This window comes from Enemella evansiae (assembly GCF_004362375.1).
Classification (GTDB): Bacteria; Actinomycetota; Actinomycetes; order Propionibacteriales; family Propionibacteriaceae; genus Enemella; species Enemella evansiae.
In genome coordinates, this window is sequence record NZ_SNXA01000008.1 from 398,219 (window position 1) to 413,579 (window position 15,361).

14 protein-coding genes and 2 tRNA genes are annotated in these 15,361 nt (G+C 69.5%); 9 read left to right on the forward strand and 7 right to left on the reverse strand.

The features are described 5' to 3' along the window. Positions 1-42: 42 nt before the first annotated feature. Together C8D81_RS02510 and C8D81_RS02515 are read right to left on the reverse strand one after the other, a co-directional pair. On the reverse strand, positions 43-633 hold the full coding sequence (locus tag C8D81_RS02510) for an O-methyltransferase (RefSeq protein ID WP_094356163.1): 591 nt from the start codon (positions 631-633) through the stop codon (positions 43-45). Between the two features lie 7 nt (positions 634-640). After that, the gene (locus tag C8D81_RS02515) at positions 641-1,705 is read right to left on the reverse strand and encodes a 3-isopropylmalate dehydrogenase (RefSeq protein ID WP_172421670.1); all 1,065 of its coding nucleotides are present in this window, start codon (positions 1,703-1,705) and stop codon (positions 641-643) included. A 102-nt stretch (positions 1,706-1,807) separates the two neighbouring features. Here C8D81_RS02515 and C8D81_RS02520 point away from each other — a divergent pair, with 102 nt between their 5' ends. Together C8D81_RS02520 and cimA are read left to right on the forward strand one after the other, a co-directional pair. Further along, positions 1,808-2,911, forward strand: a complete 1,104-nt coding sequence (locus C8D81_RS02520; RefSeq protein ID WP_094356161.1) for a branched-chain amino acid aminotransferase — start codon at positions 1,808-1,810, stop codon at positions 2,909-2,911. Positions 2,912-3,092: 181 nt separating this feature from the next. Continuing rightward, positions 3,093-4,667: a citramalate synthase gene (gene cimA / locus C8D81_RS02525; RefSeq protein WP_094356160.1), complete on the forward strand. Its 1,575-nt coding sequence runs from the start codon at positions 3,093-3,095 to the stop codon at positions 4,665-4,667. Here the strand turns inward: cimA and C8D81_RS02530 are convergent, their stop codons facing one another. Beyond that, positions 4,668-5,957 carry a thymidine phosphorylase gene (locus C8D81_RS02530; protein ID WP_133625486.1) on the reverse strand — a complete coding sequence of 430 codons (1,290 nt, stop codon included), beginning with the start codon at positions 5,955-5,957 and terminating at the stop codon, positions 4,668-4,670. It lies immediately after the preceding gene. Between the two features lie 53 nt (positions 5,958-6,010). Between C8D81_RS02530 and C8D81_RS02535 the strand changes: the two genes are divergently transcribed. The 7 genes from C8D81_RS02535 to C8D81_RS02565 all read left to right on the forward strand — a co-directional run bounded on the left by C8D81_RS02535 (position 6,011) and on the right by C8D81_RS02565 (position 11,406). Further along, positions 6,011-6,856, forward strand: coding sequence for a fumarylacetoacetate hydrolase family protein (locus C8D81_RS02535; RefSeq protein WP_133625487.1), 846 nt, complete (start codon positions 6,011-6,013; stop codon positions 6,854-6,856). Continuing rightward, on the forward strand, positions 6,853-8,361 hold the full coding sequence (gene gltX / locus C8D81_RS02540) for a glutamate--tRNA ligase (RefSeq protein WP_208109077.1): 1,509 nt from the start codon (positions 6,853-6,855) through the stop codon (positions 8,359-8,361). Before C8D81_RS02535 ends, gltX begins: the two co-directional genes overlap by 4 nt. 4 nt (positions 8,362-8,365) lie before the next feature. Then, positions 8,366-9,322, forward strand: coding sequence for a CPBP family intramembrane glutamic endopeptidase (locus tag C8D81_RS02545; protein WP_094400435.1), 957 nt, complete (start codon positions 8,366-8,368; stop codon positions 9,320-9,322). A gap of 107 nt (positions 9,323-9,429) precedes the next feature. Then, a tRNA-Gln gene (locus tag C8D81_RS02550) sits at positions 9,430-9,501 on the forward strand. Between the two features lie 52 nt (positions 9,502-9,553). Continuing rightward, positions 9,554-9,626 (forward strand) — tRNA-Glu (locus tag C8D81_RS02555). 127 nt (positions 9,627-9,753) lie between these two features. Next, entirely contained in the window at positions 9,754-10,278 is a 525-nt protein-coding gene (locus C8D81_RS02560; RefSeq protein WP_133625488.1) for a DUF4232 domain-containing protein, read from the forward strand. Between the two features lie 39 nt (positions 10,279-10,317). Beyond that, positions 10,318-11,406: a diaminopropionate ammonia-lyase gene (locus C8D81_RS02565; protein WP_133625489.1), complete on the forward strand. Its 1,089-nt coding sequence runs from the start codon at positions 10,318-10,320 to the stop codon at positions 11,404-11,406. On the opposite strand, the gene C8D81_RS02570 is transcribed toward C8D81_RS02565, so the two are convergent. The 4 genes from C8D81_RS02570 to mptB form a co-directional block, all read right to left on the reverse strand. Further along, positions 11,400-11,762, reverse strand: a complete 363-nt coding sequence (locus C8D81_RS02570; RefSeq protein ID WP_229237900.1) for a DUF309 domain-containing protein — start codon at positions 11,760-11,762, stop codon at positions 11,400-11,402. The two genes, C8D81_RS02565 and C8D81_RS02570, sit on opposite strands and share 7 nt — an antisense overlap. Positions 11,763-11,898: 136 nt before the next feature. Then, entirely contained in the window at positions 11,899-13,587 is a 1,689-nt protein-coding gene (locus C8D81_RS02575; protein ID WP_133625490.1) for a glutamine--tRNA ligase/YqeY domain fusion protein, read from the reverse strand. A 5-nt stretch (positions 13,588-13,592) separates the two neighbouring features. Beyond that, positions 13,593-13,865, reverse strand: a complete 273-nt coding sequence (locus tag C8D81_RS02580; protein WP_229119883.1) for a VOC family protein — start codon at positions 13,863-13,865, stop codon at positions 13,593-13,595. A 4-nt stretch (positions 13,866-13,869) separates the two neighbouring features. Beyond that, a complete protein-coding gene (mptB, locus tag C8D81_RS02585; protein WP_094356152.1) occupies positions 13,870-15,318 on the reverse strand; it encodes a polyprenol phosphomannose-dependent alpha 1,6 mannosyltransferase MptB in 1,449 nt (482 codons plus the stop codon). Positions 15,319-15,361: the final 43 nt, after the last annotated feature.

Below are 15,361 nucleotides of genomic sequence, written 5' to 3' on the forward strand. Positions count from 1 at the left end.
GATGCCGGATGGCTGTGCCAGATCAAGTCGGACCCGGCCGGATCAGCCGACCGGGGAACTCACCGGGGCACTGCGGCGTACCGCCACCAGCACCGCGGTGTCGGGTGCCACCATCGTCTCCACGCTGGCCAGCCGCGGGTCGCTGAGCCAGTCCTGGCGCCGGGTGTTCACCCCGCTGCGATCGCAGGGCGGCCAGCTCGCGCAGGGCACCAGATCGTCGATGACGATGATGCCGCCCTCGGTCACCAGATCGATCAACTGCTCCCGCTCGGCCCGCTTCGCGGCCCCGGCGTCCAGGAACAGCAGCGAGAACGGCGCCAGCGACTCCAGCTTGGTCCAGTCGGCCTCGAAGACCTCGATGTCGTCGGTGGCGAAGACCCGTTGCGCGCACTCGGCGAGCTGCGGATCGGTCTCCGCGGTGACCACCCTCGTACCGGCCGGTGCGCCGCTGCGCAACCAGGCCGCGCCGACACCGCAACCGGTCCCGCACTCGGCGATGGTGCCCTGGCGGGTGGCCGCCAGCGCCGCGAGCAACCGTCCGGTCTCGGTCCGGGTCGACTCGACGAACCCCTGCGACAGCGAGGCGCGCAGCGCGCGGGTGACCAGCTCCGGCACCTCCGGCGGCATGCTCATCGTCGGCTCAGAACCGGGCGGCGATCGCGTCGCCGACCTGGCTGGTCGGGCGGTGGCCGGAGCGCTCGGCGATGTCCTCGGTGACCGCCTTCTCGATCCGGCGGGCATCCTCGGTCCGCCCCAGGTGATCCAGCAGCAGTGCGGTGGACAGGATCGCCGCGGTCGGATCGGCCTTCTGCTGACCGGCGATGTCGGGGGCCGAACCGTGCACCGGTTCGAACATCGACGGGTACGCCCCGGAGGGGTTGATGTTGCCGCTCGCCGCCAGCCCGATGCCACCGGTGACCGCACCGGCCAGGTCGGTGATGATGTCACCGAAGAGGTTGTCGGTGACCAGCACGTCGAAGCGTGCCGGATCGGTGGCCATGAAGATGGTGGCCGCGTCGATGTGCAGATAGTCGGTGGTCACCTGGGGATATTCGGCGGCGACCTCCTCGAACAGCCGGCGCCACAACCCGCCGGCGTTGACCAGCACGTTGTGCTTGTGCACCAGGGTGACCTTGTTGCGGCGCCGGGTGGCCCGCTCGAACGCGTCCCGGATCACCCGCTCCACCCCGTAGGCGGTGTTCACGCTGACCTCGGTGGCGATCTCCTGCGGCGTACCGGCGCGGACCACGCCGCCGTTGCCGGCGTACAGGCCCTCGGTGCCCTCCCGGACCACCACGAAGTCGACCTCCCGGCCGGCGATCACCTCGTCGGCGAGCGGGACCGGGATGCCCGGATAGATCTTCGACGGGCGCAGATTCACGTAATGGTCGAAGAGAAAACGCAGCTTCAGCAGCAGGCCGCGTTCCAGCAGCCCGGACGGGATCCGGGTGTCCCCGGGTGCCGCGCCGACCGCGCCGAGCAGGATCGCGTCCGCGCTCTTCAGCTCCTCGATCACCGAGTCGGGGAGGACCTCACCGGTACGCAACCAGCGATCGGCACCGAGGTCGTAGTCGACGGTGGTGAACGCATCGGGTCCGACCGCGGCACCGAGGACCTTCAGTCCCTCGGTGACCACCTCGGGTCCGATTCCGTCACCGCCGATCACCGCGATGGTTGGCTTGCTGGGGTTCTGATTAGTCGACACGGCCGACACCCTAACCAGCCCCGTGCTGCGGGCGGTGGCGTCTCAGATCCGTGCCGGTGGACCCGATGCTTTGGCCACCTAGCAACTGATAGATTCGCGTCCATGAGCCTGATGTTCGACGTCCGCCCGAACCCCAATCCGCTCCCGGCCGAGAAGCGCGCCGCGATCCTCGAGAACCCCGGTTTCGGCAGCCGCTTCACCGACCACATGGCGGTGGCGACGTGGACCCGCAACGACGGCTGGCACGATTCGGCGATCGTGCCCTACGGCCCGCTCACCCTCGATCCGGCGGCGGCGGTGCTGCACTACGCCCAGGAGATCTTCGAGGGCCTGAAGGCGTACCGGCATGCCGACGGGTCGATCTGGCTCTTCCGGCCGGAGCAGAACGCCGAGCGGATGCAGCGCTCGGCCCGCCGGCTCGGGCTGCCGGAGCTGCCGACCGAGGACTTCATCGGCAGCATCGAGGCGTTGGTCCGCGCGGATCGGGACTGGGTGCCGGATCCCGAGGGTGGTGAGTCCAGCCTCTATCTGCGGCCGTTCATGTTCGCCTCCGAGGCGTTCCTGGGCGTCCGTGCCGCCGAGCATGTGACCTATGCCTGCATCGCCAGCCCGGCGGGGGCATACTTCTCCTCCGGTGTGGCACCGGTGGCGATCTGGATCACCACCAAGTACTCCCGCGCCGGCGCCGGGGGCACCGGTGCGGCCAAGTGCGGCGGCAATTACGCGTCCTCGCTGGTCGCCCAGCAGGAGGCCGCCGAGCACGGCTGTGCGCAGGTGCTCTTCGCCGATGCCGGGGGCCATGAGTTCGTCGAGGAACTCGGCGGGATGAACGTCTATTTCGTCAACGCCCAGGGCGAGCTGGTCACCCCCGAGCTGAGCGGGTCGATCCTCGAGGGTGTCACCCGCGACTCGATCCTGGCACTGGCCAAGGACCAGGGCCTGACTCCGGTGGAACGGCAGGTGAAGCTGAGCGAGCTGCTCGAGGGCATCCGCTCCGGGGACATCCGCGAGGTCTTCGCCTGCGGCACCGCCGCGGTGATCACCCCGATCTCGGAGTTCAAGGACGAGCAGGGTGAGGTCTACCGGGTGCAGAACGACAGCCCCGACGGCGTCGGTGAGCACACCGCCGCGCTGCGCAAGGAGCTGCTCGACATCCAGTACGGCCGCGCCGAGGACCGTTACGGCTGGATGTACAAGGTCGCCTGATCTGCGCTCCTCGCTCAACCAAGGGGGGCGCTGCGCTCCTCGCTCAACCAACGTGGGGGCGATGTGCGTCGGCGTTCTCACCGGCTGAGACCTTTTGGCGTACGCCGATGCGGTTGCCAGACTCGAGGGCGTGACGCACGCCCAGCACACGCCGTTGTCTGCACCCGGTACCGGTTTCGCGATGACCGATCATCCCGGTCCGGAGCACTTCCACGTCTATGACACGACCCTGCGCGACGGCGCGCAGCAGGAGGGCCTGCGGCTCTCGATCGCCGACAAGCTGCGGATCGCGGCCAATCTCGACGAGCTCGGGGTGACCTTCATCGAGGGCGGCTGGCCGGGTGCCAACCCGAAGGACACCAACTTCTTCGAAGCGATGCGGCGCGGTGAGCTGAGGCTCAAGAACTCCACCCTGACCGCATTCGGCTTCACCCGCCGAGTGGGCCGCAGGGCGGCCGATGATCCGATGATCGCGGCGGTCCGCGACAGCGGCGCGAGCGTCGCCTGCCTGGTGGCGAAGAGCCACGACCAGCACGTGGAACGCGCCCTGCGGGCCAGCCTGCAGGAGAATCTGGCGATGGTGGCCGACTCGGTCGAGCACCTGGTCGCCGAGGGCCAGCGGGTGTTCCTGGATGCCGAGCACTTCTTCGACGGCTACCGTGCCAACCGCGAATACGCCCTCGAGGTCGTCCGCACCGCCGCCGAGGCCGGGGCCGAGGTGGTGGTGCTCTGCGACACCAACGGCGGCATGCTGCCGAGCTGGATGCACGACATCGTCGGCGACACCGCCGAGATCGGCGTCGACCTGGGCATCCACTGCCACAACGATTCCGGCTGCGCGGTGGCGAACACCCTGGCCGCGGTCGAGGGTGGCGCGATGCATGTCCAGGGCACCATCAACGGTTACGGCGAACGGACCGGCAACGCCGACCTGCTGCAGGTGGTGGCCAATCTCGAGCTGAAGTTCGGCTGGTCGGTGCTCGCCGACGGTGCGCTCGCCGAGGCCACCCGGATCTCGCACGCGATCGCCGCGATCACGAACGTGCCCGGTTCCCCGCGCCAGCCCTATGTCGGGTCCTCGGCGTTCGCGCACAAGGCCGGGCTGCACGCCTCGGCGATCCGGGTCGACCCGAATCTCTACCAGCACATCGATCCCGCGGTGGTCGGCAACGACATGCGCACCCTGGTCTCGGACATGGCCGGGCGTGCGAACATCCAGCTCAAGGGCGAGGAGCTCGGTTTCGACATCTCCGACCGGGAGCTGGCCGCCAGGATCACCGACACGGTGAAGGAGCGCGAATCCCGGGGTTACTCCTACGAGGCCGCCGATGCCAGTTTCGAACTGCTGCTCCGCAACGAGCTGGGTGAGCTCGCGGAACCGTTCACCGTGCATGCCTGGCAGGTGCACACCGACTACGGTGACGGCCGGACCCGCACCGGGGCGAGCGTGCGGCTGTCGGCCAAGGGTGCGGAGCAGGAATACCGTGGCGAGGGCAACGGTCCGGTGAACGCGCTCGACGAGGCACTGCGGAGGGCCCTGCTGCCGGCGTACCCCCAGGTGGCGGACTACCAGCTCACCGACTACCGGGTGCGGATCCTCGACCAGGGGCACGGCACCGATGCCTCGGTCCGGGTGCTGATCGACACCGACGACGGGGAGCGGTCCTGGACCACCGTCGGGGTGGGGGAGAACGTCGTCGAGGCCTCCTGGGAGGCGCTCAGCGACGCCTATCTCTATGGCCTGATCGCGCGTTGATCAGCGGCTGATCCGCTCCAGCACCACCGGGCCCGGCGCCACCGGTTCGTCCCCGATCGTGTACGCCCCGGTGAGCTGCTCGGTCGCCGAGGCGATCCGTTCCGGGGTGTCGGTGTGCAGGGTGAACAGCGGTTCGCCGCGGCGCACCCGATCACCGGGCCGGGCATGCCACTCCACCCCGGCCGCGGGCTGCACCGCATCCTCCTTGCGTGCCCGGCCGGCGCCGAGCCGCCAGGCCGCCAGGCCGACCGGGAGCGCGTCCAGCGACTGCAGCACCCCGTCGGCCGGCGCGGTCAGCTGCTCGGTGTGCCGCGCGGTCGGCAGCGGGGCGTCCGGATCGCCACCCTGGGCGGCGATCATCGCCCGCCAGCTGTCCATCGCCCGCCCGGAACGCAGCACCGCCGCCGGGTCGATGTCACCCTTCCCGGCCGCAGCGAGCATCTCGGTGGCCAGCGCCAGCGTCAGCTCGACCACATCGGCCGGTCCGCCACCGGCCAGCACCTCGACCGCCTCGGCGACCTCCACCGCGTTCCCCGCGGTACGCCCCAGTGGCGTCGTCATGTCGGTGAGCAGGGCGGTCGTCGTCAGCCCCGCCGATTCCCCGAGCCGGACCATGGTGCGGGCCAGCTCACGGGCACTGTCGAGATCCTTCATGAAGGCCCCGGAGCCGACCTTCACATCCAGCACCAGCGATCCGGTGCCCTCGGCGATCTTCTTGCTCATGATCGAGGAGGCGATCAGCGGGATCGAGTCGACGGTCGCGGTGACATCGCGCAACGCATAGAGCTTCTTGTCCGCCGGCGCCAGCCCGGCCGTCGGTGCGCAGATCACCGCACCGACCTCGGCCAGGATCTGCATCAGTTCGGCGTCGGTCAGCTCCGCCCGCCAGCCGGGGATGGCCTCGAGCTTGTCCAGGGTGCCGCCGGTGTGGCCCAGCCCGCGGCCCGACAACTGCGGCACGATCACCCCGCAACTGGCCACCAGGGGCGCCAGCGGCAGGGTGATCTTGTCCCCGACGCCGCCGGTGGAGTGCTTGTCGGCGGTCGGCCGGCCCAGCGAGCCGAAGTCCAGGCGCACCCCACTGTCGATCATCGCCGTCGTCCAGCGATCCAGCTCCCGTTCGCTCAACCCGCGGAAGAAGATCGCCATCGTCAGCGCCGACATCTGCTCCTCGGCGACCCGGCCGTCGGTGTAGGCCGCGATCAGCCAATCGAGCTGGTCATCGGTCAGCTCGCTGCCGTCCCGCTTGCTCCGGATCAGGTCGACGACGGCGAAGGGCTCGGTGCTCATGGGGCTCAGTCTGCCAATCCGGTGGCATCGCCGGTGCACGCTAGGCTGAGGCAATGCGTGTCGCACGGTTTTCAGTCGGGGGAGACCCCCGTTACGGCATCGTCGAGCTGGCCGAGGACAACGGTCCCCACCCGGACACCATCGGCGTCATCAGTGGGGACCCGCTGGCGATGGCGGTGCAGTTCACCGGTGAGCGGGTGCCGCTGGCCGAGGCCCGATTGCTGGCCCCGGTCATCCCGCGGTCCAAGGTGGTCGCGGTGGGCCGCAACTATGCCGCCCATGCCGCCGAGCTCGGCAACGAGGTGCCGGAGACCCCGCTGACCTTCTTCAAGCCGAACACCGCGGTGATCGGGCCGAACGAGCCGATCATCTATCCCTCGTTCTCCGAACAGGTCAGCTTCGAGGGTGAGCTGGCGGTGGTGATCGGGCGGATCTGCAAGGAGGTGCCGGCCAGCCGCGCCCAGGAGGTGATCTTCGGTTACACGATCGCCAACGACGTCACCGCCCGCGACAAGCAGGGCCCGGACAAGCAGTGGGCGCGCGCCAAGGGTTTCGACACCTCCTGCCCGTTGGGGCCGTGGATCACCAGCCACTACACGATCGAGGAGGCCGGTGATCTGATGATCACCACCACCCTGGACGGTGAGCAGAAGCAGCACGGCTCGACCTCGCTGATGATCCGCCCGATCGCGGAGCTGATCGAATACATCACCTCCTACACCACCCTGCTGCCGGGTGATGTGATCCTCACCGGCACCCCGGAGGGTGTCGGCCTGATGACCCCCGGCCAGCAGGTCAGCATCAGCATCACCGGCATGGGAACCCTGACCAACAAGGTGATCGCGGCCGATGCCGGCACCGATGACGAGAACGCCCAGCAGAACCAGGAGCAGCAGTGAGTGTCGACAACCCCGGCGCCGATTTCGACGTCCTCGGCGGGATCGAGCCCAGCCAGGTGCGGGTCCGGTTCCCACCCTCGCCCACCGGCAACCTGCACGTCGGCAATGTGCGCAGTGCCCTGTTCAACTGGGCCTTCGCGCGGCACTACGGCGGCACCTTCGTGCTCCGCATCGAGGACACCGATGCCGCCCGCAGCACCGAGGAGTCGCTGCGTGGGGTGCTGGATTCGCTGCGCTGGTTGGGAATCGACTGGGACGAGGGACCCGAGGTCGGTGGCCCGTACGCCCCCTACCTGCAGTCCGAGCGGCGCGACAAGTACGCCGAGGTGGTGCAGCGGCTGATCGAGGGTGGGTACGCCTACCGCGACCACTACACCCGCGAGGAGATCGAGGCACTGGGGGAGCAGGCGATCCACCGGGATCCGGCCAACCCGTGCCCGACGCTGTCCGCCGAGGAGATCGAGATCCGGGACCGGGCGGGGGAATACGTGATCCGGATGCACGTCCCCGATCACGACATCAGCTTCGACGACCTGGTCCGCGGCCGGGTCACCTTCACCGCCGACAACGTGCCGGACTATGTCATCGTGCGCACCGGTGGCGACCCGCTCTACACCCTGGTCAACCCGGTCGACGACGCGCTGATGGGCATCACCCATGTGCTGCGCGGTGAGGATCTGCTGAGCTCCACCCCGCGCCAGCTGGTGATGTACGCCGCCCTCGCCGAGCTCGGCGTGGGCTCTGGGCGTACCCCCATCTTCGGGCACCTGCCGATCGTGATGGGGGAGGGCAACCGCCGCCTTTCCAAGCGGGACAAGGGATCCGGGCTGGCCGAATACCAGGAGCTCGGTTATCTGCCGGAGGGCCTGCTGAACTATCTGGCGCTGCTCGGCTGGGCGATCGCCGAGGACCGGGACGTGTTCACGAAGGCCGAGATGGCCGAGGCCTTCGACATCCGTCGGGTGTCGGGGAATCCGGCGCGGTTCGATCCGCGGAAGTGTCTGGCGATCAACGCCGCCCACATCCGGATGCTCGACGACGACACGCTGGCCGCCGCGATCGTGCCGTTCCTGGTCCGGGCCGGGTTGGTCACCGACCCGCCGCAGCCGGAGCAGTGGGAGCTGGTGCGCGGGGCGACCCCGCTGATCAAGGAGCGGTTGAACACCCTCTCGGAGGCGGTGGACAAGCTGCGCTTCCTGTTCACCGCCGACGATGCGGTCGAGATCGAGGAGAAGGCCACCCTGAAACCCGAGGAGGCGTCGGTGCTGGATGCCGCGATCACCGCGGTGGAAGGGCTTCCGGAGTTCACCGATGCGCAGGTGGAGCAGGCGCTGCGGGGTTCCCTGGTCGAGGGGCTCGGGCTGAAACCCAAGCTCGCGTTCGGCCCGGTGCGGACCGCGATCACCGGATCCAAGGTCTCGCCGCCGCTGTTCGAGTCGATGGCGCTGCTGGGTCGGGAATCGTCCCTGACCCGGTTGCGGCGGGCCCGGGCGACGGTGGCCTGACCCGGTGTCGAGCACGGTGCGGGCCGACCAGCCGCCGTTCCCGACCCCGCCGCCGGGGGTTGCCTATCCGCAGCTGCTGCGGACCCCGGCCGCGACCTGGTGGCGCGCGGTGGCGGGCATCCTGCTGGCCCTGTGGGCCTGGCTGCTGCTGGGTGCGCTGGTCAGTCAGGTGGTGCTCGCCGCGGCCTGGCGACTCGGGCACAGCCAGTTGCCCCGGGAGGAGTTCTTCGCCGCCGCGCGGCGCTACGAATACTGGGAGGGGATGCTCGCCTCCCACCTGTCGATCATCACGATGATCCCGATCGTGTTCACCGTGCTGCGATTCGTGCACGGGGTCCCGGCCCGCCGGATCTGGTCGGTGGCCGATCGGATCCGCTGGCGCTATCTGGCCGCCTGTTTCGGGATCGCGGTGGTCGTCTTCGCGGGTTACGTCGCGACCATGCCGCTGCAGGGGATGCCGCTGCGGTGGCAGCCGCAGCCGGGTCTGCTGCCGTTCGTGCTGCTGATCTTCCTGCTGACACCGTTCCAGTCGATGTCGGAGGAGATGATGTTCCGCGGCTATCTCAGCCAGGCCGTCGGCAGCATGTTCCGCAATCCCTGGCCCGGGGTGATCGGCTCCTCGCTGCTGTTCGCCTTCTTCCACGGCTCGCAGAACCCGCAGCTGTTCATCAGCCGGTTCGCCTTCGGGATGGTCGTCGGCTGGCTGGTGGTCCGCACCGGCGGGCTGGAGGCCGCGATCGGGGCCCATGTCACCAACAACGTCTTCTCGTTCCTGCTGGCCGGTCTCACCGGCAGCATCGCCGGGGTGCGCCAGGTCACCGAGGTGGGCTGGCTGAAGTCCTTCTCCGATGTGATCACCTTCGCCGTCATCGCGGTGCTGGCGGCGCTGCTGGCGAAGTGGATGAAGGTGCCGGATCGCACACCGGGCGATGCGGAGGAGACCCGCGTCACCACGGCGTAACCGGTTTGGTGCGGGGGCCGCCGATACGGTAAAGTTTCTCGTCGTTGCCGGAGCGCGAGCCGAGGCGGCACCAGCACTGATCAGGTCACCGACCAGATGGTCAGTATTGGGGTATGGTGTAATTGGCAGCACGACTGATTCTGGTTCAGTTAGTCTAGGTTCGAGTCCTGGTACCCCAGCGCAGGAGCGATTCGCCCCGGCCCTCCGGTCGTGGTAATCTCATCCGGCCGCGGCCCCGTTGTGTAGCGGCCTAGCACGCCGCCCTCTCAAGGCGGTAGCGCGGGTTCGAATCCCGTCGGGGCTACAACTGCCCGGATTCCTTTCACGCAGAGGAATCCGGGCTTTTTCATCTCCGGTGCCACCCAACTTTTCTGTCGGCTCGCCACTCTCCACCGGTGTCAGCGAAGAACACTCGATGAGGAGAGAAGATCATGGTGCGACCCATTGCGCTGCTGTCCGCAGCCGCTGCCGGACTGGCCCTGGCCAGTTCGATCGTCACCGCCGCACCGGCCGGCGCCACCGAGCCCTACGTCCCGCCCTGCACCTCCGACACGGTCAACGTCCAGGCGGTCTACAACGACGGCGGGATGAACAAGGCGAACTACCGGATCCAGGTGGGCAACCCCGAGAACGCACCGCGGTCCTGCTCGATGGTCGGCTTCCCCGGGGTCGACCATGCAGGGCCGGGTGCGGAGACCATCGGGGCGCCGGCCGAGCGGAAGGCCTGGCAGCCCGTGCAGCGGCTCATCCTGGCACCCGGGGAGACCGCGTACGCCGAGTTGACGATCACCAACACCGGCCCGTTCGATCCGGAATCCTGCCAGGCCGTCGAGAGCCGCGGGTTGCAGGTCTGGCTGCCGAACACCTACGACTACACCCTCGTCGACCTGCCGCACCGCGCCTGCGCCAACCCGGAGCTCACCCTGATGAGCGTGGGACCGATGCAGCACGCCTGATCCGCCGCGCGCCCGGCTGGATGGGGGCAGACTGACACCATGCGCCAGCTCGCCCTGCAGGACCCCGGACAGCTCAACCCGCCCGCCACCGACGCGGCCGCGTTCCACCGCAGCATCCCCGGTCATGCGGCCACGCCGCTGGTCGAACTGCCCGGGCTGGCGGCGCAGCTGGGCATCGGCCGGTTGCTGGTCAAGGACGAATCGGACCGGCTCGGGCTGCCGTCGTTCAAGATCCTCGGAGCATCCTGGGCCGCCGCGCGGGCGGTCGGGGAGCACCGCGGCCGGGCGATCGGCAGCTGGCCCGAGCTGCTCGCGGCGTCCGCCGACCAGCGGCTCACCCTGGTCACCACCAGCGACGGCAACCACGGCTGGGCACTGGCCAAGGTGGCGCACGATCTCGGCGTACGGTGCCGGGTGCACCTGCCCGACGGGGTCGGATCGCTGGCCAGGCAGGGAATCCGGGCCCTCGGTGCCGAGCTGGTCGAGGCCGGTGGTGACTATGACGAGGTGGTCGCACGCACCGCGGCCGGCCTCGATCCGGCTGCCGGGGAGCTGCTCGTCCAGGACACCAGCTGGGCCGGTTACGCCACCATCCCGCGGGCGATCGTCGACGGCTATCGCACCCTGGCGGCGGAGGCCGACGAGCAGGCCGCCGCTTTCGGCACCCGGCCGGAGCTGGTGCTGGTGCCGATGGGGGTCGGTTGTCTGGGCCAGGCGATGGTCGAGCACTTCCGGTCACCGGGCAGTGATGCGCAGGTCGTCGCGGTCGAACCCGCGGTGGCCGCCTGCATCACCGCCTCGCTCGCCGCCGGTGCGCGGGTCACCGTCGACACCGGGCGGGCCACCACGATGGCCGGGCTGCGCTGCGGTACGCCGAGTGCGGACGCCTGGCCGGTGCTGGCGGCCGGGTTGTCGGCCGGGGTCGCGATCACCGATGCCGAGTCCGCCACCGCGGCCGCCGAACTCGCCGTTGCCGGCATCGCACTCGGGCCCTGCGGGGCCGCGCCGTTGGCCGGATTGCGTGCCCTGCTGGCGGATCCGGGCGCCCGGGACCGGCTCGGCCTCGGCCCGGAGTCGGTGGTGCTGCTGATCGGCACCGAGGGGGTCGCCGCGAACGCCGGTCAGTGACCCGGCCGCAGCACCTCGGCCAGCTGTCCGAAGGTGGCCGGCGTGCCGAGGTCGGCCGGCGACAGCTCGGCGACCGAGCCGTCGACGGCGGTCAGGTCCAGTCCGTGCGGGTGGCGATCCGGGTACGCGGCCAGCGCGGCCAGGCTGCGCTGCCGCAGCCGATCGGCGCCGGTGGGGTTGCCGCGGGCGGCATGGGTGAGCGCCACCATCAACTGGGCCAGCGGTTTCCAGAGCTCGCGTTCGCTGTCCGGGCGGGACTTCCAGGCATCCTCGAAGACCTCGTGGGCGTGGAAGGGCCGACCCGCGAGGAGCTGCTCGGAGGCCTCGGACAGGCTTTCCCGCGGGCTCCGGATCACCCCTTCGCCGAGCCGCGGAACGCCCTCGGCGCCATGAGGCAGCGGCCGGCCCAGCCCGTCGCGCGGGCGGGCGTTGCGGGCGCGACCCTGCTCGTCGCGGTCCCGAGCTCCCGACGCCCCGCTGATGATCCGATCCCTACTTGCCGGCGCGCTTCTGGATGTTGGCCCATTCGTCCCGCAGCCCGACCGTGCGATGGAACAGCATCGGCTCCCGCGGATCGTGGGCGAAGTAACCGAGTCGCTCGAACTGCACCACCGCACCGGGCTCGGTGTCGGCGAGCGCCGGCTCGACCTGGGCATCGCGCAGCAGTTCGACCGAATCCGGATTCAGGTCGTCCATCGGGTCACCGGTCTCCTCGCCCGGTGCCTCGGCGGTGAACAACCGGTCATAGAGCGCGACCGTCGCCGGCACCGCATGCGCGGCGGAGACCCAGTGCATCGTCGACTTCACCTTGCGCCCGTCGGGAGCGTTCCCGCCGCGGGACTCGGGATCGTGGGTGGCGTGCACCGCGACCACCGCACCGTCGGCGTCCTTCTCCACCGAGGTGGCGGTGACCAGGAAGGCGCCGCGGAGGCGTACCTCCCGGCCGGGGGAGAGCCGGAAGAACTTCGGCGGCGGCACCTCGGCGAAGTCGTCGCGCTCGATCCACAGCTCGCCGGTGAACGGGACCTGGCGGGTGCCGTCGGCGGGGTTCTCCGGATTGTTGGTGAGCTCGAACCATTCCACGACAGGGTTTCCGGCCTCATCGACCGGCCAGTCGTCGAGGATCAGCTTGATCGGCCGGGTCACCGCCATCCGGCGCTGCGCGGTGGCGTTCAGCTGGCGGCGGACGAAGGACTCCAGCAGTTCGATGCTCTGCCGGGAGTTGGTCTTGGTGACGCCGATGTAGTTGCAGAACTCGACGATGGCCGAGGCCGGGTAGCCGCGACGGCGCAGCCCGCGCAGGGTCGGCATCCGTGGATCGTCCCAGCCGTCGACCAGGCCCTCTTCGATGAGCTGACGCAGTCGGCGCTTGGAGGTGATGGTGTGGGTGAGCTCCAGTCGGGCGAACTCGATCTGGCGTGGCTGGTCCCCGGGCAGCGGGAGCTGATCGAGGTACCAGTCATAGAGCGGCCGGTTGTCCTGGAATTCCAAGGTGCACAGCGAATGGGTGACACCCTCGATGGCATCGCTCTGACCGTGCGCCCAGTCATAGGTCGGATAGATGCACCATTCATCACCGGTGCGGTGGTGGTGCCGGCGCCGGATCCGATACATCACCGGATCACGCAGCTGCATGTTCTCGGCGTCCATGTCGATCTTCGCGCGCAGCACCCGGGACCCGTCGTCGAACTCACCGGCCCGCATCCGGCGCAGCAGATCGAGATTCTCCTCGACCGGACGGTCCCGGTAGGGGCTGGCGATGCCCGGTTTCCCGTAACCACCGCGCTGTTCGGAGATGGTGTCGGTGTCCTGATCGTCGACGTAGGCCTTGCCCTGGCGCACCAGTTCCTCGGCCCACTGATAGATCTGCTCGAAGTAGTCCGAGGCATGCCGGACCGAGGCCGGGGTGAAACCGAGCCAGGCGAGGTCTTCCAGGATCGCCTCGCCGTACGCCGCTTCCTCGGTGTCGGGATTGGTGTCGTCGAGCCGGACATTGCAGACGCCGTCGAAATCCAGTGCGACACCGAAATCGATCGAGATCGCCTTCGCGTGGCCGATGTGCAGGAACCCGTTCGGCTCGGGCGGGAACCGGGTCTGCACGCGCCCGGAATAGGTGCCCTGCTCGTTGTCGGAGCGAACGAGTCCGTGGATGAAGTCGTCGGTCGGCCCGGGCTGCGTCATGGGCGTCAACGTAGCACGCAATCCATGGTGCCGAGCCCCGCCGGACGGCCGTCAGCGGGCGGCGGGGTCAGTCCTTGTGGGCGACGATGTTGAGCACGTTGCCGTCGGGGTCGCGGACGAAGAATCGGCGTACACCCGCCGGTCTCGGGGGAGGTCAATCGGGCGACCCAGCCGAGATTGAACTCCTCGACGGTCAGGCCGAGGTAGTCGGCATAGAAACGTCGGGCTGCTGCCAGGTCGGCCACGGGCAGATCGGCGATGATCGAGTGCACGCGCATGGCATCAAGCCTGCTGCGGTTGTTCGACCCTGTCCAGACCTGCCGTGCGGGTCCTGCGGTCCCAGTACGCCCAGGCGAGGGCCGGGATCGCGGCCAGCGGGACCGAGATCGGCGGCGACAGATACTCCTGCAGGATGCCGGACAGCAGGAGCAGCAGCACCACGGCCAGACAGACCCGGACCACCCGTGCCGAGGGTCGGGCGAAGGGGATCACCGGTCCGCCCCACAGCACGTACCAGGGTTGCACCGCCGGCCCGAGCAATCCGAACACCAGCAGGGATCCGGCGGTGAAGGCGATCGGGCGGTGGGGGCCGAAACGGCGCAGCACCCAGATGAACGCGGCGAGCATCAGCAGCGCGCTTACCACGGTCAGGGTGCGGTCGACGATCCCGAAGCGGACCCCCCAGCGCAGCGCCAGCTGGGCGAACCAGCTCAACGGCGAGTGGTTGATCACCAGGCTGGGCGAACCCGCGTACCGACCCAGCCAGCCGAACATCAACCGGTCGGGCAGGGAGAGCAGGACCAGCACCGCACCGCCGACGGCGCCGCCGACCAGCAACCCCCCGATGGCCCGTCCCCAACGCACCGGCAGGGCGGGGGTGCGGGCGGAATGGTCGCCGAACAGGGCGAACCAGACCACCCCGGGGCCGGCCAGGATCGCGGGTTGCTTCACCGCGGCGGCGACCCCGATCATCGCGGCCCCCCAGAACAGGCCGCCGCGCAGCCGGGCCACCCATAGCGCGATCAGGATGAACCCAAGCATCAGCGCATCGTTGTGCATGCCGCCGATCAGTTGCACCTGCAGCAAGGGATTCAGCCCGATCGCCCAGAGGGCGCCGGTGCCGCTGACCCCGACCAACCGGGCCAGCGGGACGGCGGCGATCAGCATCAGCGCGACCCCGGCCAGCGCGATCAGCCGCATCGCGACGACCGACCAGTAGGGGTCGTCACCGGTGATCCAGACCAGGAAACCCTGCAGCTGCAGCGACAGCGGGGGATAGACCGCAGTGGTCTCCAGCCAGGCGGGGTAGACCCCTTCGGTGAACGGGCTCGGGAAGCCCATCGCCACCTGGTAGGGATTTCTTCCCTGGTTGAGCAACCAGCCCTGAGCGGCGTACGCGTAGGGGTCCGCGGTCATCACCGGCGGTACCGGCCAGAACGGCAGGCTCCAGAGCAGGGCGATCAACCGCCAGGGCCGCCGATGGCTGGCCTCCTCGCCGTGCCTCGGGCGCAGCGCCAGCCAGGAAGCGAAGAGCAGTACCGATCCGAGCACCGCCAGCACCCGGCTGAGGTAGCGCCCGAAGGCGTGCCGCAGCCAGGGCAGGTTCCGCTCGACGAGCCCCTCGGCGCCCTCGGGCAGATAACCGACCGCGAAGGGGAGGACGGCCACCAGGGCCGACCCGAGCATCCCCACCGCCACCCAGACAGGGGTGGGCAGGCGGCGGCTCGGCATGCCGCAATCCTAGGGGGATCGGCGCGTTCGGCGCGTACGCCGA